The sequence below is a fragment of the Streptomyces sp. NPDC039424 genome (genome assembly GCF_055639495.1).
Window position 1 is genome coordinate 65,647 of the sequence record NZ_JBVKAI010000006.1, and the last position, 24,533, is coordinate 90,179.

22 protein-coding genes and 3 pseudogenes are annotated in these 24,533 nt (G+C 66.8%); 14 read left to right on the top strand and 11 right to left on the bottom strand.

Annotated features, from left to right (window positions below):
• Window positions 1–315: 315 nt before the first annotated feature.
• The 3 genes and pseudogenes from ACZ7L0_RS17210 to ACZ7L0_RS17220 form a co-directional block, all read right to left on the bottom strand.
• Window positions 316–1,431: an FAD-dependent oxidoreductase gene (locus ACZ7L0_RS17210; RefSeq protein ID WP_471243285.1), complete on the bottom strand. Its 1,116-nt coding sequence runs from the start codon at window positions 1,429–1,431 to the stop codon at window positions 316–318.
• Window positions 1,432–1,456: 25 nt separating this feature from the next.
• A pseudogene (locus ACZ7L0_RS17215) lies at window positions 1,457–1,955 on the bottom strand (DEAD/DEAH box helicase); the annotation flags it as partial.
• A 53-nt stretch (window positions 1,956–2,008) separates the two neighbouring features.
• Window positions 2,009–2,980, bottom strand: a complete 972-nt coding sequence (locus tag ACZ7L0_RS17220; RefSeq protein ID WP_471243286.1) for a Clp protease N-terminal domain-containing protein — start codon at window positions 2,978–2,980, stop codon at window positions 2,009–2,011.
• Between the two features lie 68 nt (window positions 2,981–3,048).
• Between ACZ7L0_RS17220 and ACZ7L0_RS17225 the strand changes: the two genes are divergently transcribed.
• Window positions 3,049–3,408, top strand: a complete 360-nt coding sequence (locus ACZ7L0_RS17225) for an excisionase (protein ID WP_471243287.1) — start codon at window positions 3,049–3,051, stop codon at window positions 3,406–3,408.
• A gap of 315 nt (window positions 3,409–3,723) precedes the next feature.
• Here the strand turns inward: ACZ7L0_RS17225 and ACZ7L0_RS17230 are convergent, their stop codons facing one another.
• Together ACZ7L0_RS17230 and ACZ7L0_RS17235 are read right to left on the bottom strand one after the other, a co-directional pair.
• Window positions 3,724–4,200, bottom strand: a complete 477-nt coding sequence (locus ACZ7L0_RS17230; protein WP_471243288.1) for a DUF488 family protein, N3 subclade — start codon at window positions 4,198–4,200, stop codon at window positions 3,724–3,726.
• 80 nt (window positions 4,201–4,280) lie between these two features.
• On the bottom strand, window positions 4,281–4,676 hold the full coding sequence (locus tag ACZ7L0_RS17235; protein ID WP_471243601.1) for a RidA family protein: 396 nt from the start codon (window positions 4,674–4,676) through the stop codon (window positions 4,281–4,283).
• Window positions 4,677–4,813: 137 nt separating this feature from the next.
• Between ACZ7L0_RS17235 and ACZ7L0_RS17240 the strand changes: the two genes are divergently transcribed.
• The 3 genes from ACZ7L0_RS17240 (at window position 4,814) to ACZ7L0_RS17250 (ending at window position 8,200) form a co-directional block, all read left to right on the top strand.
• Entirely contained in the window at window positions 4,814–5,788 is a 975-nt protein-coding gene (locus ACZ7L0_RS17240; protein WP_471243289.1) for a helix-turn-helix transcriptional regulator, read from the top strand.
• A gap of 466 nt (window positions 5,789–6,254) precedes the next feature.
• Window positions 6,255–7,553 (top strand): phosphatase PAP2 family protein, encoded by a 1,299-nt coding sequence (locus tag ACZ7L0_RS17245; RefSeq protein ID WP_471243290.1) that lies wholly within the window; start codon window positions 6,255–6,257, stop codon window positions 7,551–7,553.
• Between the two features lie 260 nt (window positions 7,554–7,813).
• A complete protein-coding gene (locus tag ACZ7L0_RS17250; protein ID WP_471243602.1) occupies window positions 7,814–8,200 on the top strand; it encodes a DUF6248 family natural product biosynthesis protein in 387 nt (128 codons plus the stop codon).
• Here the strand turns inward: ACZ7L0_RS17250 and ACZ7L0_RS17255 are convergent.
• Complete coding sequence (locus ACZ7L0_RS17255) at window positions 8,083–11,301, bottom strand: P-loop NTPase (protein WP_471243291.1); 3,219 nt, start codon at window positions 11,299–11,301, stop codon at window positions 8,083–8,085. The two genes, ACZ7L0_RS17250 and ACZ7L0_RS17255, sit on opposite strands and share 118 nt — an antisense overlap.
• 21 nt (window positions 11,302–11,322) lie before the next feature.
• Complete coding sequence (locus tag ACZ7L0_RS17260) at window positions 11,323–11,634, bottom strand: trypco2 family protein (protein ID WP_471243292.1); 312 nt, start codon at window positions 11,632–11,634, stop codon at window positions 11,323–11,325.
• A gap of 699 nt (window positions 11,635–12,333) precedes the next feature.
• On the opposite strand from ACZ7L0_RS17260, the gene ACZ7L0_RS17265 reads away from it, so the two are divergent.
• The 3 genes and pseudogenes from ACZ7L0_RS17265 to ACZ7L0_RS17275 form a co-directional block, all read left to right on the top strand.
• Window positions 12,334–12,600: a hypothetical protein gene (locus ACZ7L0_RS17265; RefSeq protein ID WP_471243293.1), complete on the top strand. Its 267-nt coding sequence runs from the start codon at window positions 12,334–12,336 to the stop codon at window positions 12,598–12,600.
• A gap of 45 nt (window positions 12,601–12,645) precedes the next feature.
• Window positions 12,646–15,738: a M14 family zinc carboxypeptidase gene (locus ACZ7L0_RS17270; protein ID WP_471243294.1), complete on the top strand. Its 3,093-nt coding sequence runs from the start codon at window positions 12,646–12,648 to the stop codon at window positions 15,736–15,738.
• Window positions 15,739–16,120: 382 nt separating this feature from the next.
• Window positions 16,121–16,275 (top strand): annotated as a pseudogene (locus ACZ7L0_RS17275) (IS5/IS1182 family transposase); the annotation flags it as partial.
• A gap of 39 nt (window positions 16,276–16,314) precedes the next feature.
• Here the strand turns inward: ACZ7L0_RS17275 and ACZ7L0_RS17280 are convergent.
• Complete coding sequence (locus tag ACZ7L0_RS17280) at window positions 16,315–16,995, bottom strand: response regulator (protein ID WP_471243295.1); 681 nt, start codon at window positions 16,993–16,995, stop codon at window positions 16,315–16,317.
• Entirely contained in the window at window positions 16,992–18,107 is a 1,116-nt protein-coding gene (locus ACZ7L0_RS17285) for a sensor histidine kinase (protein WP_471243296.1), read from the bottom strand. Before ACZ7L0_RS17285 ends, ACZ7L0_RS17280 begins: the two co-directional genes overlap by 4 nt.
• A gap of 181 nt (window positions 18,108–18,288) precedes the next feature.
• On the opposite strand from ACZ7L0_RS17285, the gene ACZ7L0_RS17290 reads away from it, so the two are divergent.
• Window positions 18,289–18,930, top strand: a complete 642-nt coding sequence (locus tag ACZ7L0_RS17290) for a hypothetical protein (RefSeq protein ID WP_471243297.1) — start codon at window positions 18,289–18,291, stop codon at window positions 18,928–18,930.
• Between the two features lie 147 nt (window positions 18,931–19,077).
• Here the strand turns inward: ACZ7L0_RS17290 and ACZ7L0_RS17295 are convergent, their stop codons facing one another.
• Both ACZ7L0_RS17295 and ACZ7L0_RS17300 read right to left on the bottom strand, forming a co-directional pair.
• Window positions 19,078–19,443 (bottom strand): hypothetical protein, encoded by a 366-nt coding sequence (locus ACZ7L0_RS17295; protein WP_471243298.1) that lies wholly within the window; start codon window positions 19,441–19,443, stop codon window positions 19,078–19,080.
• Window positions 19,444–19,554: 111 nt separating this feature from the next.
• A complete protein-coding gene (locus ACZ7L0_RS17300) occupies window positions 19,555–20,433 on the bottom strand; it encodes a sigma-70 family RNA polymerase sigma factor (RefSeq protein WP_471243299.1) in 879 nt (292 codons plus the stop codon).
• A gap of 94 nt (window positions 20,434–20,527) precedes the next feature.
• Between ACZ7L0_RS17300 and ACZ7L0_RS17305 the strand changes: the two genes are divergently transcribed.
• From ACZ7L0_RS17305 to ACZ7L0_RS17330, 6 genes and pseudogenes are all read left to right on the top strand, one after another.
• Window positions 20,528–20,977, top strand: coding sequence for a carboxymuconolactone decarboxylase family protein (locus ACZ7L0_RS17305; RefSeq protein WP_471243300.1), 450 nt, complete (start codon window positions 20,528–20,530; stop codon window positions 20,975–20,977).
• A 124-nt stretch (window positions 20,978–21,101) separates the two neighbouring features.
• Window positions 21,102–22,169: a glucose-1-phosphate thymidylyltransferase gene (locus tag ACZ7L0_RS17310; RefSeq protein WP_471243603.1), complete on the top strand. Its 1,068-nt coding sequence runs from the start codon at window positions 21,102–21,104 to the stop codon at window positions 22,167–22,169.
• Entirely contained in the window at window positions 22,166–23,155 is a 990-nt protein-coding gene (gene rfbB, locus ACZ7L0_RS17315; RefSeq protein ID WP_471243301.1) for a dTDP-glucose 4,6-dehydratase, read from the top strand. Before ACZ7L0_RS17310 ends, rfbB begins: the two co-directional genes overlap by 4 nt.
• 125 nt (window positions 23,156–23,280) lie before the next feature.
• Window positions 23,281–23,421, top strand: a pseudogene (locus ACZ7L0_RS17320) (sugar nucleotide-binding protein); the annotation flags it as partial.
• 99 nt (window positions 23,422–23,520) lie between these two features.
• Window positions 23,521–23,694, top strand: coding sequence for a sugar nucleotide-binding protein (locus ACZ7L0_RS17325; protein ID WP_471243604.1), 174 nt, complete (start codon window positions 23,521–23,523; stop codon window positions 23,692–23,694).
• On the top strand, window positions 23,691–24,290 hold the full coding sequence (locus tag ACZ7L0_RS17330; protein WP_471243302.1) for an acyltransferase: 600 nt from the start codon (window positions 23,691–23,693) through the stop codon (window positions 24,288–24,290). The genes ACZ7L0_RS17325 and ACZ7L0_RS17330 overlap by 4 nt, the downstream gene beginning before the upstream one ends.
• Window positions 24,291–24,533 lie beyond the last annotated feature (243 nt).

Below are 24,533 nucleotides of genomic sequence, written 5' to 3' on the forward strand. Positions count from 1 at the left end.
GGCGGCGCCGGCCGGACATCTGCAGGCTGCGCTTCCGCTGCTGCCAGCACTGGCAGAGCGCGTCCTGGCCGGCTCAAGTTGCTGCGGGAACTGTCCCGCCGCTGGGGCTCGCCCGGGGCACTCCATCTAGGACCTGACGACCGGAGCCGCGACCTCGTCTGCCTGAGGCATCCCAACTCCCCCGCGGGCCGACCTGGCTTCTGTCCGGGCAGTGAGACTCATGTCGCGCGACGTCCCGTGAGGCAACCGAGGGACCTGAACCGCGGGTGATCGCGCTGGCTGGGCGTCCGGTTGCCTGGTCGTATTCGGTTAGATTCAGCCAGGTTGGAAGAATGCGAGCATTTTCTGGCCGGCGTCCGGCGACGCCAGCATTTCCTGGACGTGCGCGGACTGCCGGCCGGCAGCGCTGGTGCGTTCGAACATCTCGCGCTCGTATTCTTTGACGGCGGCGGGAAAGTCGTCCGGGTGCGCGGCCAGCGCGAGACCGAGCAGGGCGCCGTCGAGCAGCGCCATGTTGGCGCCCTGCCCCACGGGCGGCATCAGGTGCGCGGCATCGCCGAGCAGTGTGACGTCCGGCGTCGACGGCCAGGTCAGGCCGACCGGGAGAGTGGTGATCGACCGCGGCACGACCGTGTCGTCGCAGGCCGCGATCAGCGCGGTGAACCGTGAGTCCCAGTCGGCGAACAGCTCGATCAGCCGCGCCCGGGCGGCGGCTGGGTCACCGAACGGGATGCCGCTGGTCGCGAACCAGTCCTCGGCGGTGTTATAGAAGCTGAGGCCGATGCGAACGCGGCCGTCGCCGTTGCGCTGCGCCGCCAGGGACAGTCCGTCGCCGAGCGCCCAGTAGTTGCCGCGCCCAACCATCGCCGCGAGGTCGGGGTGCGTGCGATCGATGTCGGGAATACCCAGCTCAACGACGTTTTGGCCAGTGTGCGCCGGGCGGGCGTCGGTGAGCAGCGTGCGGACCCGGGAGCCCGCGCCGTCCGCGCCGACCAGCAGGTCATACGTCGCACTGCTGCCGTCGGCGAAGTACAGCAGGCCATTGTCGGCAGATTCGAACGCGTGCCCCCAGTGCACCGCGTGTTCAGGGAGGGAGTCCAGCAGCAGGTTGCGCAGATCGGCACGGTCGACCTCAGGTCGTTCGAGCGGGGCGTCGTCGGGCGTATCCTCCAGCAGCAGCAGGGTGCCGTCGGGCTCCAGAAGTCGCAGGTCCTGGCCTTCACGACGGGCAATCGCGTGGAACTGGTCGATCAGGCCGGCCTCGCGCAGCGCCCGCTGCCCGGTCCCGGAGTGCAGATCAAGCATGCCGCCCTGACCGCGCGCGTCGCGCGACGATTCACGTTCGTACACGACGGCGTCGATGCCGTTCACGTGCAGCACACGGGCAAGGGCCAGGCCGCCCAGTCCGGCTCCGACGATGGTGATGGTCATGGTTGCCTCCGATTCGCCGTATTGTCTGCTCGCGGAAGATCGACCCGTGGTGGGCGCGGGCCACCACCGGGGGCGCGCCGCCGAACACGATCCCGGACTCGCCGCTCGCCTCGGCCGGGGAACCTGGTCAGCTGACGGCCTCGGCCAGCTCGGCGACCAGTTCGTTCGGCCGGGCGGTGAGCCGCTCGGCAAGCCGGGGGGAGTTGGCGAACACGATCGTCGACCGATGTTCGCCGACCAGCGCAAAGAATCCGCACCGATTTCCGGTTCGTCGGCCGCGCCCGCAGGTCGCGCTCGACGTCCACCGCCAGCGCCTTCAGCGGCGAGACATACAGCACCCGGCAGGAGAGAAACGCGGCCGGTGTCTTGCCGGAGCCGGTCGGCGCGACTAGCAGCGAGTGCCGGTCGGCGGTGACGGCCGGCCAGGTGCCCACGCGCTGCGCCTCGATGGGCGCGGCGAACGCGCCTGTGAACCGCGCCCTGGTCGTCGGCGAGAACGGCGCCGGCGCATCGTCGCTCACCACTCCCCCGTCCTCGCCTGTCCCACCGACAGGTTCCGGCCCGCTGATCAGCCGGTTCACCGGCGGAGCCGGGGCGCGAGGACCGTACGCACGACCTTGGCCACGTTGCTCGCGGCGGATCCGCCCTCTTCTTCGGGTTCCGGTTCCAGCACGCGCTGGATCTGCAGCAGCAGCTGGTTGGTGGAGCGCCAGAGCGGGACGAACATGCCGGCGACCGGCCCCACGCCCTGGATCGGGCCGCCGGACAGCTCGGTGACCTTTTTGGCGATCGTGACCGTTGTCGGGTCCCGCAGGATCAGGTGCACCTCATCGTCGACCAGCCGGATTTCCATCTTGCGCGCGGCGGCTTCCTCCGGGTTCGCGTCCGTGGTCGTCTCCGGATCCAGTTCGTCGATCTTGGCGGCGACCGCGTCCGGGTCGACCCCGAGTTCGCGCAGCACCCTGGCCGCCATGCTGTTCTCCGCCCGCAGCATCGCCTCAAGCAGGTGATGGCTGCCGACCGGTGCGTCACCGGCCAGGGCGCTGGCGGTGGACACGGTGTCCTCGGTGGCAGGTGTGCCGGCCGGCCACGGGCTGGCCGCGACGTCCTGCGATCCCTCCAATGACGCCAGCACCGCGGCACGGATCTTGCTGATCGGATTGATCCGCTCGGCAAGCACCTTCGCGCCGACGCCCTCACCTTCCCTGACCAGGGCGAGCAGGATGTGTTCCGTACCGATGTAGGTGTGGTGCAGCTGCTGCGCCTCGCGCAGGGCGAGTTCCAGCGTGTTCTTCGCGCGCGGCGCGAACGGGATATGGCCGCTCAGGTCCTCCGTGCCGGGCTTGACCACCGCGGCGATATCGGCCTGCGCCGTCTCCTTGTCGTACCCGAGTTGGTGCAGCACTTTCGCCGCCATGCTGTCCGGCACGTCGAGCAGCCCCAACAGGATGTGCTCCGTGCCGATGTAGTTGTGCTTGAGCAGCCTCGCCTGCTCCTGGGCCGTGACGACCACCCGGCGGGCTTTCACCGTGAACCTTTCAAAAGTCATGCTTCTATGGTCTCAACCATGTCAATACACTGTTATTGATAGGGTCACCGTGTCGAAGGGAGGGCGTGATGGAGACACCGTCGGACTGGGAGGACCGGCTCGCGCGCTGGCAGAATGAGCTGGAGCTGTTCGAGCAGCTGGACGAGAGCCCCTGGGTCACGCTGGCCAAGGCGGAAGCCGAGACCGGCGTTTCCCGTTCGGCCCTGCGGTCCTGGTACCGCAACGGCGAGATACAGTCCCGGCTGGTGGACGGCCCGAACGGGCCGCAGCGCCTGGTCCAGCTGGACGCGGTGATCGAGCGCGCCGCCGCGTCACCGCGCATTCAGCGCAGGGCGGAACGGGAAGTCAGCCTGGAAGCCCAGGTCACCCTGCTACGGCATCGGGTCGACCAGCTTGAGCTGCGGCTGGCCGCGCTGGAGCGGAAGTGACCGGCTGGCGCGAGCAGCACCGTGCCATCGCCCCGCAACGATGCCACCGTGGCTGGATCCGCCTGCTCATCCACGGCCAGGGTGTATAGCCGGTCCAGCGGCGCCCAGTAGGGAAACGGGCCGGCACCAGGCTTGGACAGGATCACGTGTTTCAGCTGTGTCTGCTCCCGCGTCGGCGCTGGCTGGTCGGCTTGTTCACTCGTTGGAGTGAGCCACAGGTAAGAGGGACCGACCGTCCATGCTGCCCCGCGATCCATCGGCAGATCTCTTCCACGACGTAGCCTTGCTGGGGTCAGCTGCGTTCGACCACGCCCATCACCACGGGCGCAGGTGCTCGATCGAGACGCGGTGTTGCTCGGCCAATCGCTGGGCGATCAACGAGCGGTGGCAAGCCTCTGGGTCGCGCTCGACACAGAACAGCGCTGCGACCCCGGCGCTCGACAGCGCCGACACGACCGGCGTGAGGTCGGCGCCGTCGAGGATCTCGGCAGAGTAGCGGCGGATGTACTCGCTGGCGAGTTCGTGGCGCGAGCGCTTGCCGACCCCTTGGCGATCGTCCTCGGCGTACTGGAGCCGGCGTAGCTCGGTGGTCGGGGCGAGTTCGAGATGGTGCTCGTAGGCGATCCGGACATGGGCGAGGGCCGCCTGCAGCCGGAGTGAGTTCGCCCAGGCGTACTCGGGTCCACGGACACCGCGGCGCTGACGTACGTCGAGCAGCAGGCGGACGTCTGCGTGCCGCAGTCGTTGCAGGAAGGACTCGCCGTCGAAGCCATAGACGCCGATCGTCACCATTCTGAGCACAGGAAATCACCCATCTGCAGGCTACTCGTGCCGGTTGGACCGGCACCGGTAGCAGAGGCGGCGAGGTCGTATCACGCGACAGCGGTCCCCTCGAGCTCGACCATCTGGCCGGAGATCGCCAGCCGCGTCACCCCGAGCATCGTGGTGGTCGGCGCCACCCCGGCGGCACCCAACCGCGCCGCCAGCACGCCGTAGTGCGGGAAGAGCAGATCGACGTCGGTCGTGTAGACGTTGAGCCGGATGAGGTTCGCGAGAGACATGCCGGCCTCGCCGAGCACGGCCTCCAGGTTGTCGACGCTCAGCGCCAACTGCGCCGCCATGTCACCGTCATGCTGGGGTTTGCCGTCGCCGCTCATCGCCGTCTGCCCCGAGATGTACAGGGTCCGGGTGTGCCCGGAGACGACCTCACCCTGGTTGAATCCCATCTCCACCGACCAGGTCACCGGGTTGACCGCCGTTCGTTCCATTGCCACGTCAGCTCCGTTCGATTCATTGGGAGTACGTACGGCCATCGGCTCGGTAGCCGCCGGCTTCGACGTCGTGTTGACGAGCCTCGCACCAAATCACGACATCCTTGGTCATGTATTTCGATAGAGTTGCTCGTATGCGCGCCGACCGGTTGGTCTCGCTGGTGTTGCTGCTGCGTCAGCGCGGTCGGCTGACTGCGGACACGCTGGCCCGGGAGCTGGAGGTATCCACCCGCACCGTGCTGCGCGACATCGAGGCGCTGTCCGCGGCAGGCGTTCCGGTCTACGCCGAACGCGGCCGGCACGGCGGTTTCGCGTTGTCACCCGGTTTCCGGACCGAGCTCACGGGTCTGAACCACGACGAGGCCCTCGCCTTGCTGACCGCCGGATCGGGGCGCGGCGAGCAGGTATTCGGCCTCGGCTCGGCGCTCGCTTCGGCCATGCGGAAGGTGGTCGACGCGCTGCCCGAAACCCACCGGGCCACCGCGAGCGACGCGGCCCAGCGTTTTCTCGTCGACCCGGAGACCGACCTGCTCTCACGTCGGCTGGTCGCTGAGGAGGTGCCCGACACCACAATGATCGAGGTCCGGCGCGCAGTACTCGCCGGACACAAGCTGCGCATCCACTACGCGGCCACGGGCCAGACGCCACAGTGGCGCACGGTGGACCCGATCGGCCTGGTCACCGTACGCGACCGGGGCTACTTGCTGGCCACGAGATCTGGCGCGGACCGCACCTACCGGCTGTCGCGGGTGTTGGCCGCCGAGGAACTCCCCGAAACGGCACAGCGCCCAAACCGGGTCGATCTGGACCGGATCTGGCAGGAACGCTCCGCGCAGTTCCTCTCCGGCGGCGACCACATCACCGTGCTGGTACGGGTGAACCCGGCGCGGCGGGAGGACCTGCTGGACACCGCGCTGGCCGTCCGCGCAGAAGAACCCGACGCAGACGGCTGGCTGCGGCTGAAGGTCACCTTCCAAGATTCACGACACGCCGAATGGGCGCTGTGGCAGCTGAGCACGGACGCGGAAGCCCTGGCCCCGCAGTCGTTGCGTACCTCCCTGCGCAACCGCGCCGCCGCGATTGCCACCCGCTACGGAGACTCATCCTGAGACTGACACTCCCGAATGACCGGTTTCTACGCGGATCCGCGTCAAACCCGGCTCAACAGCCTCAGTGCGCGTCTGCACGTGCGACGGCGAGGAGGGAGCAACTCCGTCCTGACTGGCGGATGGTGGTGAATGAGGTGTGGGTGGTGGTCAAGGTCACCGGCCGTCTGATCTGAGTCGTCGGCTGAAGGCCGAACTTGCCGCTCCCAGCGGCGTAGCACGGTCCAATCGCAACAACCTCGGGACTGTCGCGTAGGTACGTGACGCTGGACCATCGAACGCGAGTGACCTGAGCGCTACCCGTGACCAACGAAACCCGCCCTCACCACTCCCCTAACATGTTCGACAACGACGATCACCCCTCCGTCCAAACAACAAATCGGCCAGACAGTTGATATCTATAGCATCGCGGGTATTTTCGCGAATAAACGGCAGAATTACGTTCGCCGCGTGGCGTCAACCACGGGCGATGCTGTGGGTTGCGGCGGGCGCGGCGACCCTCGGACTCCTCATCACTCTGGAGATCACCGCACGTCGCTGCGGCGGCGTACCGGGGCCCATGACCAATCAGGCGAAAGAGGTGATATTCGCCCCAAAGCCGGGGCCGCTGTACGCCGGTATGGCGTTGATGTTGGTGGTGTTCCCCTGGCGCCAACGGTTCATCGCGGCTGGTGCCGCGATCGGCATCGACCTCGTCTTCGCACTGGTGCGGTGGGCGGTAGACGCCAAGATGACCGACGGCCATTCCTTCGGGAACGGCGCGTTTTGGGTGATGATGGGCTGTGCGGTCATCGCCGTCACCCGCCGTACCGGCCAGGAGCGGGTCCTGCTGCTGAAGGGCGTCGGGCTCGGCCTGCTGCTGGTGGCCGGCCGCAAGACGGGCGACACCTGGCTGCTCATCACGTCGAAAACGCGCCCGGCGGTGCTCGACCGATACGTGGCAACCGCCGATCACGCACTGGGCAACCCGTCGTGGGTGGCAGGCCGGATTGTCACCGCCACCGGCCCGATCGGCACCCACCTTCTCCACTTCGTCTACGCTCAGCTCGCGGTGGCCGCGGTCGTCGTCGCGCTCTACCAGCTGCGCAACGTGGCGGTCGAGCGCCGCTTCCCGCGTCATCATCTGGTGCGCACCTTCCTGGTCATCGGCCTCCTCGGACCGGGCATCTACATGCTCTTCCCGGTGGTCGGCCCGGTCTTCGCCTATGGTCCGGGCGCCTCCGGCACCGGCGGTGTGCACTGGGCGCTGGCCAACCTGTGGCCGCACACGCCGCCGCCGATCACCACCCCGCACCTGATGCCATACGACGAGATCACCCCACGCAACTGCATGCCCAGCCTGCACACAGCGTGGGCCACCGCGATCTTCATCCATACCCGTAAGAGCCCACGGATTCTGCGATTCGCAGGCACGTTCTGGCTGATCGCCACGCTCGGCGCAACCCTGGGCTTCGGCTACCACTACGGCGCGGATATCATTGCCGGCGTGGTGTTCACGCTCACCATCGAGGCAGCTCTGCGCTCACTCGACCGTGGCTGGGATCGGTCAGGAATCCAGTTGGTCGCCTACGGCGCCACGGTCTTCGCTGCGCTCTTGGTGTCGTATCGCTATCTGCCGATGGAGATGGCCGAACATCCGTGGGTGTTCGGGCCACTCCTCATTCTGGCGATGACCTCAGTGGTCCACAGCTACGTACGAACCACCAAACTCTGGGAACCGAAGGCCGCCGCAGCGTGGCAACCGGAACTGCAACCCGAGTTGGTTTGAGTCACGTTGCATCGGTTGTGACGATCGAGCCGCCGAGCTGATGGTGAGCGGGTTGTAGGGGGTCGCGGTAGTCGGTTCAGGCGAAGTTCTTGCGCCGGTCCGGAGGGGCGTCGGTGCTCGGCCGGTAGAGCAACCGGACAGCTGGCCGGGCTTACAGCAGAGCAGGGCGGCCCTGGGCTCGACCACGCCCGGTCCATCCGGACGCACCGGGTGACGTCTTAGCCATGGTGAGGCGTCTGCGCTACGTGGCTGCGTCGATCATGGGCATTCTCGATCCCGGCCCCTCCACTGTGCCCTCCCCCATGTGCGAGGAGGAGGGCGCGTGGGTCCGCGCGAACGCTCGCTGGTGCTCGTGCGAGGCCGGCACCTGCCGCCCCTGTGGCTCCGGCCACCACGACCAGTGCATCCGCCGCGATGGTCCCCGCGTCGACGAGGATGGCCCCGCCGCTGGATCTGCCCCCGCACTCACGCCCGTGACGTCGAAGTCGAAGTGGCCGACGCCGTCGACGTCCCCTAAGTGCCTTGAGTATCAGCCCGGCATCGGTGGATCGATCACCTCGCCGGTTTCTGCCGACACGGTGATCGTGGGTGTGCCACGCTTGTCCGTCGTCCAGCGAATCCGGCCTCCGGCAGTGCGCCGCTGCTGATGGAAGAGCATCAAATCCAGCAGCCCGGGCACAGCGAGGTGGTTGAGCTTCTCGATCGTCCCGAAGACCCCGAACGCCTCCTCGAGGCACCAGAGAGACTCCTCCACGCTGCCCAGGTCCTTGAGACGAAGACCTGCGTCCGTCACAGCCTTCAAGAACGGGTAGACGGATTCCTCCGGAAAGCGTTTGAAGAGATCTTTGAACAGCCTGGCGCCGAACATCAACGCGGCAACGGCCTCATCTTTGCGATCCAAAGCCGCAAGGACCACGCCGAGTTGGATCCACCCCTTGGCCCGCCCGACGCCCAAGGAGTTCGGGTACTTCTCGAGGACGCCTTCATAAAGGTGAACGGAGCTTGCTGCCACCTCCAACGCCTCATCGTGGCGGCCCAGTGCATTCAATGCCGTCGATTTTTGCTGGAGTGTGTCGGCGAGAGATATGAGATTCCCGTCCGGTGTGGCGTCCACCAGCCTGCGGAGGATGGTCTCGGACTCGCCGATCGCAGCGAGCGCCGCTTCGTGCTTGCCCCACCGGGAGAGATGCAAGAATTGGCTGACCAGGGCGTCGGCAAGCTCCGCGTCGTACGCTTTCCCGTGATTCAGCCCCCGATAGATCCCGGTGGACTCACTGACAGCAGCGAACGCCTGCTTCTCTTTGCCGAGACTGTCGAGCCGGGAGACCTGATCCTTGAGTGCCGCCGCAAGTCTGAGGCCCACCTCTACCGGTCCCCTCTCCAGAAGAGACCGGTACACGGCAATCGCCTTCTTGCCAGCTCGGACAGCTTCTGTGGGTCTGCGGAGGGTTTCAAGGTGATTGGCCTGGCTGTTGTGCGCGTCCGCGAGAGCAAGGAGCACGGAGGTAGTGGCCGGCAGCGCACGGCAGATGCGTACGGCCAGCTCGATGCAGTCCAGCGCCTCCACCTCGTACCCGAGCCGAGCGAGCCGCGCCGCGTGCTTGTTGAGCACCCGTGCCAAATCCTCGAACCCGGACGGGCATGAACGAATGGTCCGCCGATTCCCCTTCGCCCGGCCGATGGGGAAGCCGAGCCGTTGCTCCAGCAGCTCCAAGTGGCGGGTGCTCACGACAGCGGCAAAGGCCGCGAGTACGTGGGTCCGCTCCGGCACGGCAGAGCTGATCACGGCGACTGCCTCCAGCGACGCATCGGGGGCGTGCGCGTAGTCCACGAGCGGCTGGAGCAACAACTCCGATTCTTCGGTCTGAGTCGCGACGGACACCGCAGTGGTGGCGATCCGGTGTGGGTCGGCTGCGAACAGTTGTCTGAGCTGCTCTGCCGTCAATGCCCGAAACACGTCGTGTGCTGCGACCCGGACGAGGACGGTGAGTGCATGTTCGATCCCAGTGTCGTCCAAGGCGGGGACCAGCCGCCGCAAAAAGTCTGGTTCCTCCTGGAGGCACAGGCCAAGGTGATACTCGCCCAACCGGTCGGGCTGGAGGCTCCCCCAATAGGAGCTGTCTGCAGGCGGGTAGAGCACATGCAGCCAGTCGGCGGCAGACATCCGGACCGCCTCCTGGCCAAGACCGGCCACGGACTCCAGTACCTGCCGCGCTTGTCCCCTGGTCGTCGGATGGGTCACCACCGCCGTTGCGACAAGTAACTTGACGACGGCCATCGGGAGCGGACCGTAGGCGCCCTGCCCTGCCAGCAGCCCGAAAGCCTTGGCCGACTCTTGCCAGTACCGGCGTTCATGGGCGATCACCTGTTCTTCCAGTGGCCAGTGCTCGCTGTCATCGATGGCTGACCGCTGGTTGAGGAGTCTGGTGAGAGCAGCCATGTGAATGGTGAGGGAGGAGCCATCGGCATGGACGTGAACTGCTTCTGCGACCGTCCGAGCGGCCGCTCTCCAGTCAGTGCCCGCGTATCCGGGCAACCGGGAGAGCCCTTCAGCAAGAGGCTCCAGCGCGGAGCAGAACTCCGAGTGCCACTCGTCGGCGTCGACAGCCAGCGCGGGCAAGGAACATGCCATGGTCTGCCCAGGCACCTCGGCTTGCAGGTCCGTCCACCATTCTCCGGTACTCCGTGCCAGGAGCAGGACGCGAAGATGCCGCGCCTGACCGGTGGCACGGAGTAGTCTCCTGATCTGCTCCGTGCGCGTCTCGGCGTAGTCCACAACGATCAGAACGGGCGTCGTTGCTTCACCGATGACCCCGTAGGTGTTCGTTGAGCGTTCCGACAGCTCGACGAACTCTGGTCTGCGTAGAGAGATGACCGTCCAGTCAGCTGCGGCGAGTTGTGCGGAAAGCTCGGCAGCGAATCGCGTTTTCCCCCGGCCTCCCGCTCCGGACAACACCGCGACGCGCAAACGGTCCTCGTGCCCGCACCACTTGAGCATGCCGGGCAGCGTCTTCGTTGCGGCCCGCCCGCGGAACGGCACGAGGGCAGCGTCGGGGTGCAGCAGATCGGCGACGGACTGCAGCGGACGGGTTCGCGGGGCGGCAGCAACCGGCAGGAACTCAACCGCTTCCAGTACGGGACGACCTCCCAGTTCCCTGATGAAGTCGTCGTCCAGGAAAAGCTGGGTGACGGGCACGGCCTGCAGACGGCGATGGTTCCATCCGGCGGGATCCACCGTGACCACACCACAAAGGAGGCCATCAACGAAGACGGCAGCTCCGGATGCCCCGGCCCAGGGCGACCGGTCGGTGTCGGCTGGGGCGCCGCTGTCCAGAGTGAGCAGGTGGCGTCGGCTCAACAGCATGTCCGCGGGGTTGAACCGCCCGGACAGCTGGGCCACGTCGAGTTCACCTGCCGAATTCCTGTAACCGTGCGGGAACGCCAGGACCTGCCAGGCGACACCGGTTCCGAGCGTCACGGTCCGGCCCCAGCGCACTGGGTCCCACGTCGTGTCTTCACGCCAGTTCGTGTCATCGATCCGGAGTAGTGCCGCGTCCACGCGTTCGTCGTGGCGGCGCCAGACGACTCTGGCCGAGAATTCGGTGTCACTGTTCAAGAGAGTGACTTTGGGAAGTACTTCCCGGTCGACGACGTGCCCCGCCGTCAGAACCAGTCGCGGGCCGACGAGGTAGCCGGTTCCCTGAACGGGGTTCTCGACGAGGACCAAGCGGTTTTTGTCCGGACCCATGCGCCCTCTTCCATACGCCGCTCAGATACCGCCGAACCGTGCCTTCGACCCCGCCGTCCGCTCACTGATCTCGACGTCGGCTCCGTCGAGCCGGGGCACGATGGTCAGCCCTACTCGGTGGGTGCGACCCCGCTGCACGGCCGTCTTGGCGTCGGCCGACACGAGCCACGCCTTGAGGCCGGCCTGGCCTTCGGCACTGGCGCGTAGCTCGACCTCGAACTCGAGGGTGATCTCACTGACGCCGAACTTCAGGCGGTGGGACGAGCCTCCCTCCACGGCTTCCATCAGCTGGTCGCGCAGCGCTGCGATCGCGTCGGAAATTTCGATTTCCATGCCAGGCCCTTACGATGCGTTCCGTCCGGTCTACGCAATGTATCGGTGAACCGCTGTGTTGTAGACCGGTTCGGGAATGGTGAGGGGTCAGATCGCCGTGCATGGCGCCGAGGGCCTCGCGGCCGACGGGGGCAAGGGCTTCGACGGGGAGCTGGAGGAACGTGGCGTGCCGTGCGCGCACCGCGGTGCCGGATGGCGGCGGAGACGGTGTTCTGCTCGGGGCAGTGCAGCCCGCGGCGGTGGCGGAGGCTTCAGCGGACCCAGCATCGGAGAGAGCAGGTGAAGTTCCCGATGTGCGGGCGGTCGTGGGCGGTGGGGTGGGGTGGTCGAGGGCGGCGGCAGGCGCCACGGAACGGCGTTACGGACACTTCGTAGCCGAACGCTTTCGCCAGCATTTCGAACACCCTATGTGTACAGGGTAGTTGAGGGGTGTCGTTGGGTGCTTCAAGCGCCAACTCATCGGGAAGTACACGAGCGTACCGCCTACCCCGCCGACCGGCGGTCCTTCAGCCCGGGTCGAGGGGTCCTCCACATCCCCTTAGAGGATGCCCTCGCCCTACATCCGGCCTACGCTGGTAATGAACTGCGCAGGGCTGTCACGTCGCCCGCACCTCACCCCCTCGAAGCACCGAGCAAGCGGCCCTGAGCTTGATACGCAACCCGCCTCGTCACGGCCGATTCCGGCTTAAGGAGGAAGAGGTGGCCTTCGTCGAGATCACCGCGTCGGAAGAAACCGTTCAAACACTGGACGGCGTGCCCGACCTCAATATTGTCCGATCGAGCATCGAGCCCTACGGGCAAGGGAAATGGAAGGTCTCGGCCTACTGCTCGGACGAAGCGATCAAAGCGGCGACAGCTCTGGGAGCCGACGTGCAGATCGTGCTGACCACAGAGGAGGACATCCGCCAACGCCGGCAGGTCGCAAACAGCATCGCCCGCCTGAGGGCCGAACGTGGGGAAGAATAGACGATGCCTCCGCCGTACCCGCCCATCACAAAACCACTTGCACCAATGCAGATCGAGGAAGCGCTCATCGATCTGGAGGCTTCCTTCTCACCGGTGTGTACCCGGGAAGCCTTTCCGAACAGAAGCGCCGGCGACGGGCATAACGAGATCCACTTCATAAAGATCGCCAATGGGACCGGACCGCGCCGTCCGAGAGTCCTGTTCCTCGGTGGAGTACACGCCCGTGAATGGGCTCCACCGGACGCACTGATCCAATTCGCCCGAAATATCCTGACCAGCTACCACCGCCGCGCCAACATGGTGTTCGACCCTATGGCCTGCACACCGATGCCCGGTGGAGCGCCCATCGACTATCCGGCGTTCACGATCCCCGCTTCGACGATAGCCAGAATCGTAGACAACCTCGACCTCTACATCGCACCGCTGATCAATCCCGAGGGACGTCTGTACGACCTGACGACTCCACCGCCCGGCCCGAACGACCCGGGTTGGAGGGGAAATAGGCGCCGTCACGACGATCCCACGGGGATAAAAGGCGTCGACATCAACCGTAACTTCGATATCGCATGGGAGTTTAACGAGTATTACGACATGGGTGTTTACCGGCTCGATTATCCTCGCACTACGGAACCGGCGTCCGAAGACAAGGACGTGGAAACTTTTCGTGGGCCTTCCGCCGCATCCGAGCCTGAGACGCGTAATGTCCAATGGATCGTGGACACCAAACGGATCGATTATCTCATCGACATCCACACCTTTGCGCGCGACATACTTTTTCCATGGGGTATGGAGGACAACGGCAGCGATCCGACAATGACTTTCCTCGCCCCGGGCTGGAATGGCCGCCGCGACGGCCTTGGAGCAGGTTCCACATCACTGCCCGCCGGCGCCGTTGACTACAAGGAGTTCCTTCCCAACGACCCGCCGAGCTTCATTTCCGACCGTCTCCAACTCAGCGGTGCTGCCATGCGGGACGCCATACTGCGCAGCGCCGGAGTCAACCCGCACAGCACTGCAGCTGATCCCAAGAGAGACCATTCGACGTACAAGGTCGCCCAATCCGCACGGCTCTACCATCCGCGAGGCGGCCCAATCACAGGCACCAGCGACGACTACACCTTCCACCGGCAGTTTGTCGATCCCAGCCGATCGCCGATACTGGCATTCACGTTGGAAGTGGGACATACAGAGGAACAGGGCTTTCGTCCCGCGTACGCCAGCCCGCCGGGCCATTACGCCAAGATCGAAAGGGAAACACAGGCAGCCTTGATCGAACTGTGTGTCATCGCGGCGCACGGACCGGGCAGCTATTTCCGCCCAGGTATACCGGTGGCGTCCCAACGGCAGACGGACGACCAAGTTGACGTGTTCGCAATTGACTTCACGGGCGCGCTGAACCTTTCGTGGTTCATCGAAGGTGATCGCTGGCACGGACCGCAGCGGATCAGCCCGCCTGCCTATTTCCCACGGCGAGCACATGTGACGGCCTGTCGGCAGACGGAGGAAAAGCTCGACGTCTACGCGGTAGATGAGACCGGAGCGTTGAACGTCTCCTGGGTCGTCGAGACCGAAGGCTGGCACGGGCCGGCACGCATCAGCCCCGAAGGCTACTTCCCGCCGGGCGCGCCGGTGGCATGCGGTCACCAGACCGACCGCCAAGTCGACGTGTTCGCTGTCGACTCCGAGGGGGCGCTGAACGTTTCTTGGTTCATCGAAGGTGATCGCTGGCACGGGCCGCAGCGGATCAGCCCCACCGGCTACTTCCTTCCTGGTACTCCGGTGGCGTATGTCCAGCAGACAGAGGAGAAGATCGATGTCTACACAGTCGATGCGACCGGAGCGCTGAACGTCTCCTGGGTCGTCGAGACCGGAGGCTGGCACGGGCCGGCACGCATCAGCCCCGAAGGCTACTTCCCGCCGGGCGCGCCGGTGGCATGCGGTCACCAGACCGACGAGAAGGTCGACGTATACGCAGTCGATGACACAGGCGCGCTCAACGTCACGTGGTTCATCGAAGGTGACGGCTGGCACGGGCCAGCGGAGATCAGTGAACCGGGGGCTTTCCCTCAGGGAACCTGGCTTGCATTCGGCCGTCAGACGGACGAGCAAGTCGACGTGTTCGCTGTCGACTTCGACGGGGCGCTGAACGTTTCTTGGTTCATCGAAGGTGATCGCTGGCACGGGCCGCAGCGGATCAGCCCCACCGGCTACTTCCTTCCTGGTACTCCGGTGGCGTATGTCCAGCAGACAGAGGAGAAAATCGATGTCTACACAGTCGATGCGACCGGAGCGCTGAACGTCTCCTGGGCTGTCGAGACCGAAGGATGGAACGGGCCTGCACCGATCAGCCTGAGCCGCCGCGCGCTCGAACCGGACACTTCCCTGAAACTGGAGCACTCTCCAAATCCTTCCGCGCTCGGCCAACCGGTCACCCTCATTGCGACGGTCGACGGTTCAGACACCACTGCGTCGCCGACGGGTGTCATAACCTTCCTGATCGCAAACCAGAAACCGAGGCGTGCACTACTCAGCGGAGGGGTGGCAACCATCTCTGTGGCAGACCTGCCTGCAGGCGAGACTCAAGTCCTGGGTCTTTATAACGGCGATGAGGTATTCGGTCCTGCCCTCCACCGTGTTATCGCATCCGGTAGGGAGTTCGCCGCCTGGACGTCCCGCGACAGCGACCAGAAGGTCTCCGGGAAGCTGGGTGGCCGAATGGTGAGGATCACTGGGAATCTGGGCGAAGCGAACCTCAACGGGGAGCACACCGGCTTTGGGACGCCGTCCGTCTTCACGCCCCCGCTGCCGGCCTCGGACGCGATAGAACTCAGAAGCAAGCCCGCCGACAGCGAGTTCAGGATCGATTTCGGAACTGAGGTACAGGAAGTCGTCTTTCACCTGTCATCGCTCGGCTCAATCCTGACGTTTGAGCCGGGTACGGCTGTCGTCCGGCTCAGTGGTGACGAGGGTTTCGAGGTCCAGGGAAACGTGGTCACGGGCTTGGCGAAGAACGGCCCACCCAGTGATTCCAACGGCACGGTTCGCGTCAGCATGGCCCCCTCCAGTTCGATCACGTTCAAGCTGAGACTGAACTTCGTGGGCGAAGAGGAAGGCGTATACCTCCAGATTGGCATCTGACCGCCAGTAGGTGCCTTCCAACCTCCGGCGCGCAGTGGCGCGTACGTACTCTGCGTCCCCTGCGCGGTCGCCGAGAACGCCGACCGCCGGAAACACTCGCGGGGCCGGGCATCCACCCGGCCCACCGGCGAAACGAGGGAGGACACCGCCTACCCGGGAGACGCCGCAGACGGCTAGGTCGTACGCGACTGCGGCTACATCGTCAGAGCTCCCAACCCTCTTAACCCGAACAGGCGCGTCGTTCTCATCGGCGGCTGGTCCGTCTTCGGCACTGTGGCCGCAGCCCGCTGGCTGGCAGGGAACGGTGCCAGCTGGCCGGACGTGGTGGAGCTGGACGGCTTCGTCTACGGCTCCATCAATGAGGGCTTCCTCCCGTAACTAGCGGTTCTCGGCGATTGTGCAGGTCATCGTGGATGCGGAAACCCGTCTGGTGGTGCGAGCGCCCGTCCGGTGCCCGGCACCACCGCGAACGCGAAGGGCTGGCGCGACTCCGGTCTGGCCGAGCACTGCCCGGGCGCGACCATGCTCGGCGACGGCACCACATCAGCCGCTCGCGCCCGAACACCGCGTGTCGCCCTACTCCCGTGGGACCAGGCCGGCCAGGCCGTTCTCCCAGGCCCAGGCGGCGATGCCCACCCGGTTGCGGGCCTTCAGCTTCGCCTGGACGTTCGCGATGTGGGTCTTGGCGGTGCCCGCTGAGATGAAGAGTTTCCCGCCGATCTCGGCGTTGGTGAGGCCCTCGGCGACCAGACGAGTGATCTCCTGCTCCCGGGCGGTGAGAGGCGACGGGGCGGCGGGCGCTGCTGGGGCGGGGGCAGGGGCGAGGGCCTGGAGCAGACGGACCGTGATCTGGGGGCTGATGAGGATGTCCCCGGCCATCGCCGCTCTGACACCCTCGATCAGCAGCCCGGGGCCCGAGCGTTTGAGCAGGAACCCGCAGGCGCCGTCGTGCAGTGCCGTGCGTACATAGTCGTCGTGGTCGAAGGTGGTGACGACAAGGACACGCATCGGGTGGGGTACGTCGGGGCCGGCGAGGCGGCGGGTGAGTTCAAGGCCGTCCAGGCCCGGCATGCGGATATCGGCGAGGATCAGGTCCGGGTTCAGGGTGTGGGCGAGGTGGAGGGCGGTGAGGCCGTCCGCCGCCTCGCCGACCACGGTCATGTCGGGCTGGGAGCCGAGGATCAGGCGGAAGCCGCTGCGGACGTCGTCCTGGTCGTCGGCGATGAGGATGCGGGTTGGGGCGGGGGCCTTCGTCATGTTGTCTCCTTCGGGAGCGCGGCCGGGAGGACGGCGGTGAGCCGCCAGCCGCCGTTGCCGTGCGGACCCGCCGAAAGGGTTCCGCCGAGGGCCTGGGCGTGCTCGGTGAGAGCGGGGAGGCCGAGGCCGCCTCGGGTGGCGCGGCGGCGGGCCGGGGCGGGGCGGGCGCCGCGGTCGTTGGTGACCCGGATCTCCATGGTGGTGACCGTGGGGGTGAGTGCGATGGTGGCGCGAGGGGCGTCGGGGGCGTGTCGTCGGATGTTGGTCAGCGCCTCGACGACGATGCGGTACGCGGCCGCGCCTGCCTCGCGGGAGAGGGCCTCCGTGGTCCGGGGAGGCATGTCCAGATGCGCCTCGGTGGCTCCTGCGGAGTTGAAGTCCGCCACAAGGGAGGGTAGTTGGGATACGCCGGGGAGCGGCTCGGCGGCGCGAGCCTCGGGACCGTGCAGCATCTGTACGGTCCGGTCCATCGCGGCCAGGGCGCTCAGGCCCGCCTTCTCGATGCGTTCCAGGGCGAGCAACGCGTGGGAGGGGTCGGTGGCGGCGACGAAGCGGGCCGCCTGGGCCTGGACGACGATCCCGCTGATGTCATGTGCGACGAAGTCGTGCAGGTCACGGGATAGGTGCAGGCGCTGGGCGCGGCGGGCCTCCGCCACAGCACGCCGGCGACGGAGTTCCTGGCATCGGGGGTAGGCGCCGGCAGCCACCGCGGCGGCTACGGGCAGCAGCCAGAAGGTGGCGATTCCGATGGCTTCCAGGAAGGACTCAGTGGTAACCAGTGGCAGGGGCCAGAGGGTCACCGCGAGGGCGGTCAGCGGGACGGCCGACTTGAGTTCGCGCAGTGGTGACCAGCGGGTGACCGCGGCCAGGAGGAGCAGGAGGACGACGGCCTCCGCCAGCTTCCAGCCGCCAGCGTCGATACCGGCCGCCGGTACGGCGAAGCTGGTGATCAGGGAGAGGACCGCGCAGGCCGTGGTGGGGCGGGCGAGGCGGCCGAGCCGCTGACGAACTGCGGCGCGGGGGCGGGCTATGACCCACACCAGCGTGCCTACGGCCGCGAGCGACGGCAGAGCGCCAAGCGCCTTGGTGGCAGCGTCAGTTGATTCCCACATGGTGATCAGCCTACGGGCGGGCGATCCGGCGGGGCTCTCTGCCGAACGGCATAGGAGGGCCGGGGCAGCGGCGCGATCTTTGTGCCGATCGGCGGATGGGATCGCAGGGGCGCCAGGGCGAAGCTTGAGCCGTTCAACCGACCAAGGCAGCAATTCCCCTTTCCACACACGGGAGTTCATCATGCGCAACACCGCAATCGGGGCTATGGCAGCCATCACCGTCCTCGCCGGGCTGGTCGCCGCCGGGCCTGCTCCTGCAGCACCGACTACGTCCGCGGGGAAGAAACCGGCGAAGACCGCGAGCGTTCATGGGGCGGGACGAATCTCCTACATCGAGTCGATCAACGACGATATCCGCTTCACCATCCATGCCGAACAGAAGCCGTTCACAAGGCCGTTGCCCCCCAAGGCCCCTCAGGGACTGTCCACAGACGCCGAAGGCACGCTGAAGATCTCCCACACTCCCCCTGGCGGAGCCACGGGGTGGGCGGAGGCCAAGGTGGACTGCCTGGTCACCAGCCGCGGAACGGCGACCATGACCGCGATCGTGACGAAATCGAACGTCGAGGAGGTCGGCGCCCGGCTGGGCATCAGCGTCCAGCAGGGCGCCAAAGGCGAGCCGGACCGGCTCGGCTTCTCCTGGGGGGTGGTGAACGTCGACCCCGGGAACGTTGATGAGAACGGTCAGCTCGTAAGGCCGCAGGCCGGTACGTGCATGGCCCCCGCACCGTTCACTACCGTGATCAAGGGCGGCTTCAAGGTGGTCCACGCCGAGATCACGAAGCCTCCCGTGCACCCCGAGGCGGCAATCCGCCGTGGCTGACACCCTGACCGCCGGGTCGCCCGTACCGGCCGGCCGTGCCACAGATCCCCCCGGTCCGTCCGCCTGGCGGCGCACGCCGTCGCACTGACCCCGGCGCCGTGTGGGCCGTAGCGGGCTCCGGTCAGAACTGAAGGCGCGGTGTCACAGTCATCCGACCGCCCCTCGTCCCGCCTTCCGCTCTGCTGCGCGCTTTTGCGCCTCTCCGAGCGCCGCTTGCCATCGCCTGTTGACCTCCTCAGGCCTCTGGTGCCCGCACTCGATGAGGTTGCCCGCCCTGTCGACGACTTCCGCGTAGCAGTCACCGTTCTCGATCCAGACGGCGACGTTCTCGATCCCTGCCGACCGGTCGTCGTCGTCCACCCAGAAAGTTACGGAGAAGGCCAGCTCATCGCCGTTGTGATCGGATCGGACTCGGAAGGTCTCATCAGGCTTGAGCCATCGATCCTCACCAAGTGGCTCGAGCCACATCGTGAGCCACCCTTTGGAATCGTTGCGGACCTCCATGACAGCCATGCCCGCACCCTAGCCGTGTCGATAATCGAGTCAACCTACGCGACGGCCAGGCTACGAACGAAGGTCACCAAGGGGGCGAGCCGCTTGGCGGCACCCTGCCACGGCAGGGACTCACACCGGATCCGGCAGGTCCATCAGCGCGAGCTTGGACGGGTCGATCACGACCGTGATGCCGGTGATCCGGCCGCCGACGACGGTGAACACGAGGACCGAGAGCGGGGTGCCATCCTCCCGCCAGGAAATGATCCCCGGGAGGCCGTTGACGAGCACCGTCCGCCCCTGCGTGGCTGCGCCGGCGGAAAGTTGCGCGCCGGCTGCGACCTTGGTGGCGCCGAGGGTGACGACCACACCGGACGGGGTGTCGACGGTCAGTTTCACCTCGGGGTCGAGTACCCGTAGCAACTCCTCGAAGTCGCCGCGGCGCGCCGCCGCCAGGAAGGCCTGGACCACCTCTCGCTGCTCCCGTCCGACGCCGGTCGGCCGCTCAATCGCGTGCACCTTCCTGCGGGCGCGGCTGGCGAGCATCTTGGTCGCGGCGGTGGACTTGCCGAGGATCTGGCCGATCTCGTCGAACGGCACCGCGAACAGGTCGTGCAGCACGAACGCCAACCGCTCGCTCGGCTTGAGCGAGTCCAGAACGACGAGGAGCGCGAGCCCGACCGAGTCGGCGAGCACCGCGTCGTCCTCGGGAGCAGGACTGTCGGCGAGCGTCACCACGAGCTCGGACAGACCGTCGTCGTAGGACGCCTCCGGGCGGGCCTGACGTGATCGCAGGACATCGAGGCTGATCCGGCCGACCACCGTGGTCAGCCAGCCGGCGAGGTTGTGGATGGACGCCGTGTCCTGGCGGGAGAGCCGCAGCCAGACCTCCTGGACCACGTCCTCGGCGTCGGCGTGCGATCCGAGCATGCGGTGGGCGACCGAGCGCAGCCGGTCGCGCTGGGCCTCGAACATCTCGGCCATCGGGTCCATCGGGCTGCTGTCGGACATGTTGTTGCCTTCCTCGGCTCTGCTCCGTCATGGGTGATGACGGGCCCGGAGGGGCGCAGGTAACCGATGAACCACCGACGAAGGAGTAAGACTGATGGAAGCACGTGTGAAGAGCCCGGCCAATCCTGACGTGATCACAGCGATCCAGCACCTCTACAAGGCGATTCACGCCGGGGGCGTGGACAAGCACCTGCTGTCCCTGGTCCACCTGCGCACCAGCCAGATCAACGGCTGCAGCCCCTGCGTCCACGCCACGATCCAGTCGGCGAAGAAGGCCGGTGAGACAGAGGAGCGGCTGCACAACGTGGTCGCGTGGCGCGAGACGCCCTTCTACACCGATGAGGAGCGGGCGGCCCTCGCCCTGACCGAGGCCGCCACCCGGCTCCAGGACGGCGCACCGGGCGTCACCGACGAGATCTGGGACGCCGCCGCCGACCACTTCAGCGAGGAGCAGCTGGGCGCGATCACCCTGGAGATCGCGATGACCAACTTCTTCAACCGGATCAACCGCACCGTCCGGGAGCAGGCCGGCAAGACCTGGTGAGTCGGGCGGGGCGACATTCCGCCCGGCCGCCGGGCCTTCCCAACGCCTTGCCAGTGTGTGGTCGAGGAGCCGCGGTGCGCGGAATCCCTCCGTCGGCCAGTCCGGTGTAAGTAGGGTGATGCGCATGAAGGCACTTTTGTTGTCTGGTGGTTCAGGTACCCGTTTGCGCCCCATAACTCATACATCGGCGAAGCAACTTGTACCGGTCGCGAACAAACCGGTGCTCTTCTATGGTCTGGAGGCGATCGCCGAGGCCGGCATCACCCAGGTCGGGATCATCGTCGGGGACACCGCCGAGGAGATCCGGGAGGCGGTCGCCGACGGCTCCGCCTTCGGTCTCGAGGTCACCTACATTGCGCAGGCGGCGCCGCTGGGGCTGGCCCATGCAGTGCTGATCGCCCGAGAGTTCCTGGGCGACGACGACTTCGTGATGTACCTCGGCGACAACTTCATCGTCGGTGGCATCACGGCTCTGGTGGACGCCTTCCGCACCGAGCCGCCGGACGCCCAAATCCTGCTGACGAAGGTGCCGAACCCAACCGCGTTCGGTGTGGCCGAGCTGGACGCGGCGGGCCAGGTGGTCGGTCTGGAGGAGAAACCCAGGCACCCCAAGAGCGAACTGGCACTCGTGGGCGTGTATCTGTTCAGCCCGGCGATCCATGAGGCCGTACGCGCGATCGCGCCGTCCTGGCGCGGCGAGTTGGAAATCACGGATGCCATCCAGTGGCTGATCGACGCCGGACGTGATGTGCGTTCCACGACGATCTCCGGCTACTGGAAGGACACCGGGAACGTCACCGACATGCTCGAGGTCAACCGCTCGGTGCTGGAGACCCTGGAGCGCCGGATCGACGGCACGGTCGACGACGACAGCGAGATCATCGGCCGGGTACGGATCGAGCCCGGAGCCAAGGTGACCGGCAGCCGGATCATCGGTCCGGTGGTCGTCGGCGCCAACACCGTGATCACCGACTCGTACGTCGGCCCCTTCACCTCGATAGCCGCCGATTGCCGGATCGAGGACAGCGAGATCGAGTACTCGATCGTGCTGCGCGACTCCTCGATGAGCGGCGTGCGGCGGGTGGAGGCATCCCTCATCGGCCGCAATGTCGAGGTCACTCCCGCGCCCCGCAAGCCTGCCGCTCACAGATTCGTCCTCGGCGACCACAGCAAGGTGCAGATCTCATCATGACGACCAGTGTTTTGGTGACCGGCGGTGCCGGTTTCATCGGCTCGCATTACGTCCGCGCGCTGCTCGGGCCGACCGGCCCGGGTGATGTGGCGGTCACGGTGCTGGACAAGCTCACCTACGCGGGTAATCCGGCCAACCTCGACGAGGTGCGCGGTCACCCGGGGTTCGCCTTCGTCAAGGGTGACATCTGTGACGCCGCGCTGGTCGACGAGCTTCTCGCCGAGCACGACCAGGTTGTCCACTTCGCCGCCGAGTCGCATGTGGACCGCTCGATTCTGGGCGCCACCGAGTTCGTCCGGACCAACGTCCTGGGCACCCAGACACTGCTGGACGCGGCGCTGCGCCACCGAAGACCCAAAACTTTCGTGCACATCTCCACCGACGAGGTGTACGGCTCCATCGACTCCGGCTCCTGGCCGGAGACCGACCCGCTGCGCCCCAACTCCCCTTACGCCGCCTCCAAGGCGTCCAGCGACCTGATCGCCCTCTCCTACCACCGCACCCACGGCCTCGACGTGCGGGTGACCCGCTGCTCCAACAACTACGGGCACCACCACTTCCCCGAGAAGGTCATCCCGCTGTTCATCACGAACCTGCTGGACGGCAAGAAGGTTCCGCTGTACGGCGACGGCGGCAACGTCCGCGACTGGCTGCACATCGACGACCACGTCCAGGGCGTCGAACTGGTGCGCACCAAGGGCCGCGCCGGTGAGGTCTACAACATCGGCGGCGGTACCGAGTTGTCCAACAAGGACCTGACCGCTCTGCTACTGGAGGCCTGCGGGGCGGACTGGGACACCAGCGTCGAGTACGTCGCCGACCGCAAGGGCCACGACCGCCGCTACTCGGTGAACTGCGGCAAGATACGTGCGGAGCTGGGCTACGAGCCACGCAGGGACTTCGCCACCGGTCTTGCGGACACGGTCACTTGGTACCGCGAGAACCGTGCCTGGTGGGAGCCGCTGAAGGAACGCGCGGCGTTCTAGTGCCGCGCCATCGGGTTCTGCCCGTGAGGTCCGAGTCCCGGGATCCAGTTCCTCCCCTCAGCCCTCTTCCGACGACGAACAGGTAGCCATGGCCACCACTCGGCTGATCGCACGATGCGGTCGATGCGTACCGGCCCCGGATCGTCGTCTACTGCGCCGCATGGACGGCCGCCCACGACGCGGAGGCGCGGGAAGCGGATGCCCTGCGGGTGAACGGCGACGGGCCCCGATACCTCGCCGAGGCGTTCGCGAAGACGGGCGCCGGCCTGATCCAGACCGCGTGTGGTCGACGACCGGCGCGGACAGCCCGCCCCCGACGCTGGACCTCGCGGACCGGCTGGTACAGCTCGGGCAGGCCGCCGCGCATCCGGCCGACGACCAGCGCCGCCTTCGCGCGACCCACTCCCCGCCCCGCGTACAGCGTGCTGAGGCACGACCGCCGGCGCCAGGCAGGGATCCAACCGATCCGTCCCTGGCGCGAGGCGCTCAAGGCGGCGTTTCCGGCTCTGCTCGACGAAGAGAAAGGTTCAGCCCGGTGAACTTCAAGGTCCAGCCGACCGCCCAGGTCGACGAGACGGCCACGATCGGTGACGGCACGACGGTCTGGGATCTGGCCCAGATTCGGGAGGACGCCCGGCTGGGCAGCGGCTGCATCGTGGGCCGGGGAGCGTATGTCGGCCCGGGGGTGCGGATCGGCGACAACGTGAAGCTCCAGAACTACGCGCTGGTCTATGAACCCGCAGTGCTCGGTGACGGGGTGTTCGTCGGCCCCGCGGCGGTCCTCACCAACGACTACTCTCCGCGCTCGGTGGACCCGCAGGGCAAGCTCAAGCGCGGGGCCGACTGGGAGGCCGTGGCCGTGGTGGTGGCCGAGGGGGCGTCGCTGGGCGCCCGTTCGGTGTGCGTGGCGCCGGTACGCGTCGGCCGTTGGGCACTGGTCGCGGCGGGTGCCGTGGTGACCCGGGACGTGCCGGACTTCGCGCTCGTGGCCGGTGTACCGGCGCGCCGGATCGGCTGGGTGGGCCGGGCCGGCGTTCGGCTGATGGAGCGGGAGGGCGAGGCGGGCGCGTGGGAGTGCCCCGAGACGGGCGCGCTGTACGACGAGAAGGACGGAGAACTCGCCGAACGCGCATGACAGCTGTTTCCAGCTGTTTCCCTCAAAAGGCAAATCCTCGAACATCTGCAGGCATAACATGTGTGCGAACTATGCAGAGCAAGCACAATGAGCGCACAAGCCAGTAATGCCCAGGGGGGGGTTACGGGGTGGTGGGGACACCTGTGCCTGCAGCCAGGAGCGGCAACCGCTCTGACGGCTGACGGCTGACGTCTGCCTTGTTTTGTTCCGCCCGGCCGCCAACGCCGAGGCGCTCTCAAGTCT

Excerpts from the sequence above, each read along its gene's own strand:
- ACZ7L0_RS17210 (WP_471243285.1), bottom strand. The coding sequence starts at position 1,431 with ATGACCATCACCATCGTCGGAGCCGGACTGGGCGGCCTGGCCCTTGCC.
- ACZ7L0_RS17220 (WP_471243286.1), bottom strand. The coding sequence starts at position 2,980 with ATGACTTTTGAAAGGTTCACGGTGAAAGCCCGCCGGGTGGTCGTCACG.
- ACZ7L0_RS17225 (WP_471243287.1), top strand. The coding sequence starts at position 3,049 with ATGGAGACACCGTCGGACTGGGAGGACCGGCTCGCGCGCTGGCAGAAT.
- ACZ7L0_RS17230 (WP_471243288.1), bottom strand. The coding sequence starts at position 4,200 with ATGGTGACGATCGGCGTCTATGGCTTCGACGGCGAGTCCTTCCTGCAA.
- ACZ7L0_RS17235 (WP_471243601.1), bottom strand. The coding sequence starts at position 4,676 with ATGGAACGAACGGCGGTCAACCCGGTGACCTGGTCGGTGGAGATGGGA.
- ACZ7L0_RS17240 (WP_471243289.1), top strand. The coding sequence starts at position 4,814 with ATGCGCGCCGACCGGTTGGTCTCGCTGGTGTTGCTGCTGCGTCAGCGC.
- ACZ7L0_RS17245 (WP_471243290.1), top strand. The coding sequence starts at position 6,255 with ATGCTGTGGGTTGCGGCGGGCGCGGCGACCCTCGGACTCCTCATCACT.
- ACZ7L0_RS17250 (WP_471243602.1), top strand. The coding sequence starts at position 7,814 with ATGGGCATTCTCGATCCCGGCCCCTCCACTGTGCCCTCCCCCATGTGC.
- ACZ7L0_RS17255 (WP_471243291.1), bottom strand. The coding sequence starts at position 11,301 with ATGGGTCCGGACAAAAACCGCTTGGTCCTCGTCGAGAACCCCGTTCAG.
- ACZ7L0_RS17260 (WP_471243292.1), bottom strand. The coding sequence starts at position 11,634 with ATGGAAATCGAAATTTCCGACGCGATCGCAGCGCTGCGCGACCAGCTG.
- ACZ7L0_RS17270 (WP_471243294.1), top strand. The coding sequence starts at position 12,646 with ATGCAGATCGAGGAAGCGCTCATCGATCTGGAGGCTTCCTTCTCACCG.
- ACZ7L0_RS17280 (WP_471243295.1), bottom strand. The coding sequence starts at position 16,995 with ATGACGAAGGCCCCCGCCCCAACCCGCATCCTCATCGCCGACGACCAG.
- ACZ7L0_RS17285 (WP_471243296.1), bottom strand. The coding sequence starts at position 18,107 with ATGTGGGAATCAACTGACGCTGCCACCAAGGCGCTTGGCGCTCTGCCG.
- ACZ7L0_RS17290 (WP_471243297.1), top strand. The coding sequence starts at position 18,289 with ATGCGCAACACCGCAATCGGGGCTATGGCAGCCATCACCGTCCTCGCC.
- ACZ7L0_RS17295 (WP_471243298.1), bottom strand. The coding sequence starts at position 19,443 with ATGGCTGTCATGGAGGTCCGCAACGATTCCAAAGGGTGGCTCACGATG.
- ACZ7L0_RS17300 (WP_471243299.1), bottom strand. The coding sequence starts at position 20,433 with ATGTCCGACAGCAGCCCGATGGACCCGATGGCCGAGATGTTCGAGGCC.
- ACZ7L0_RS17305 (WP_471243300.1), top strand. The coding sequence starts at position 20,528 with ATGGAAGCACGTGTGAAGAGCCCGGCCAATCCTGACGTGATCACAGCG.
- ACZ7L0_RS17310 (WP_471243603.1), top strand. The coding sequence starts at position 21,102 with ATGAAGGCACTTTTGTTGTCTGGTGGTTCAGGTACCCGTTTGCGCCCC.
- rfbB (WP_471243301.1), top strand. The coding sequence starts at position 22,166 with ATGACGACCAGTGTTTTGGTGACCGGCGGTGCCGGTTTCATCGGCTCG.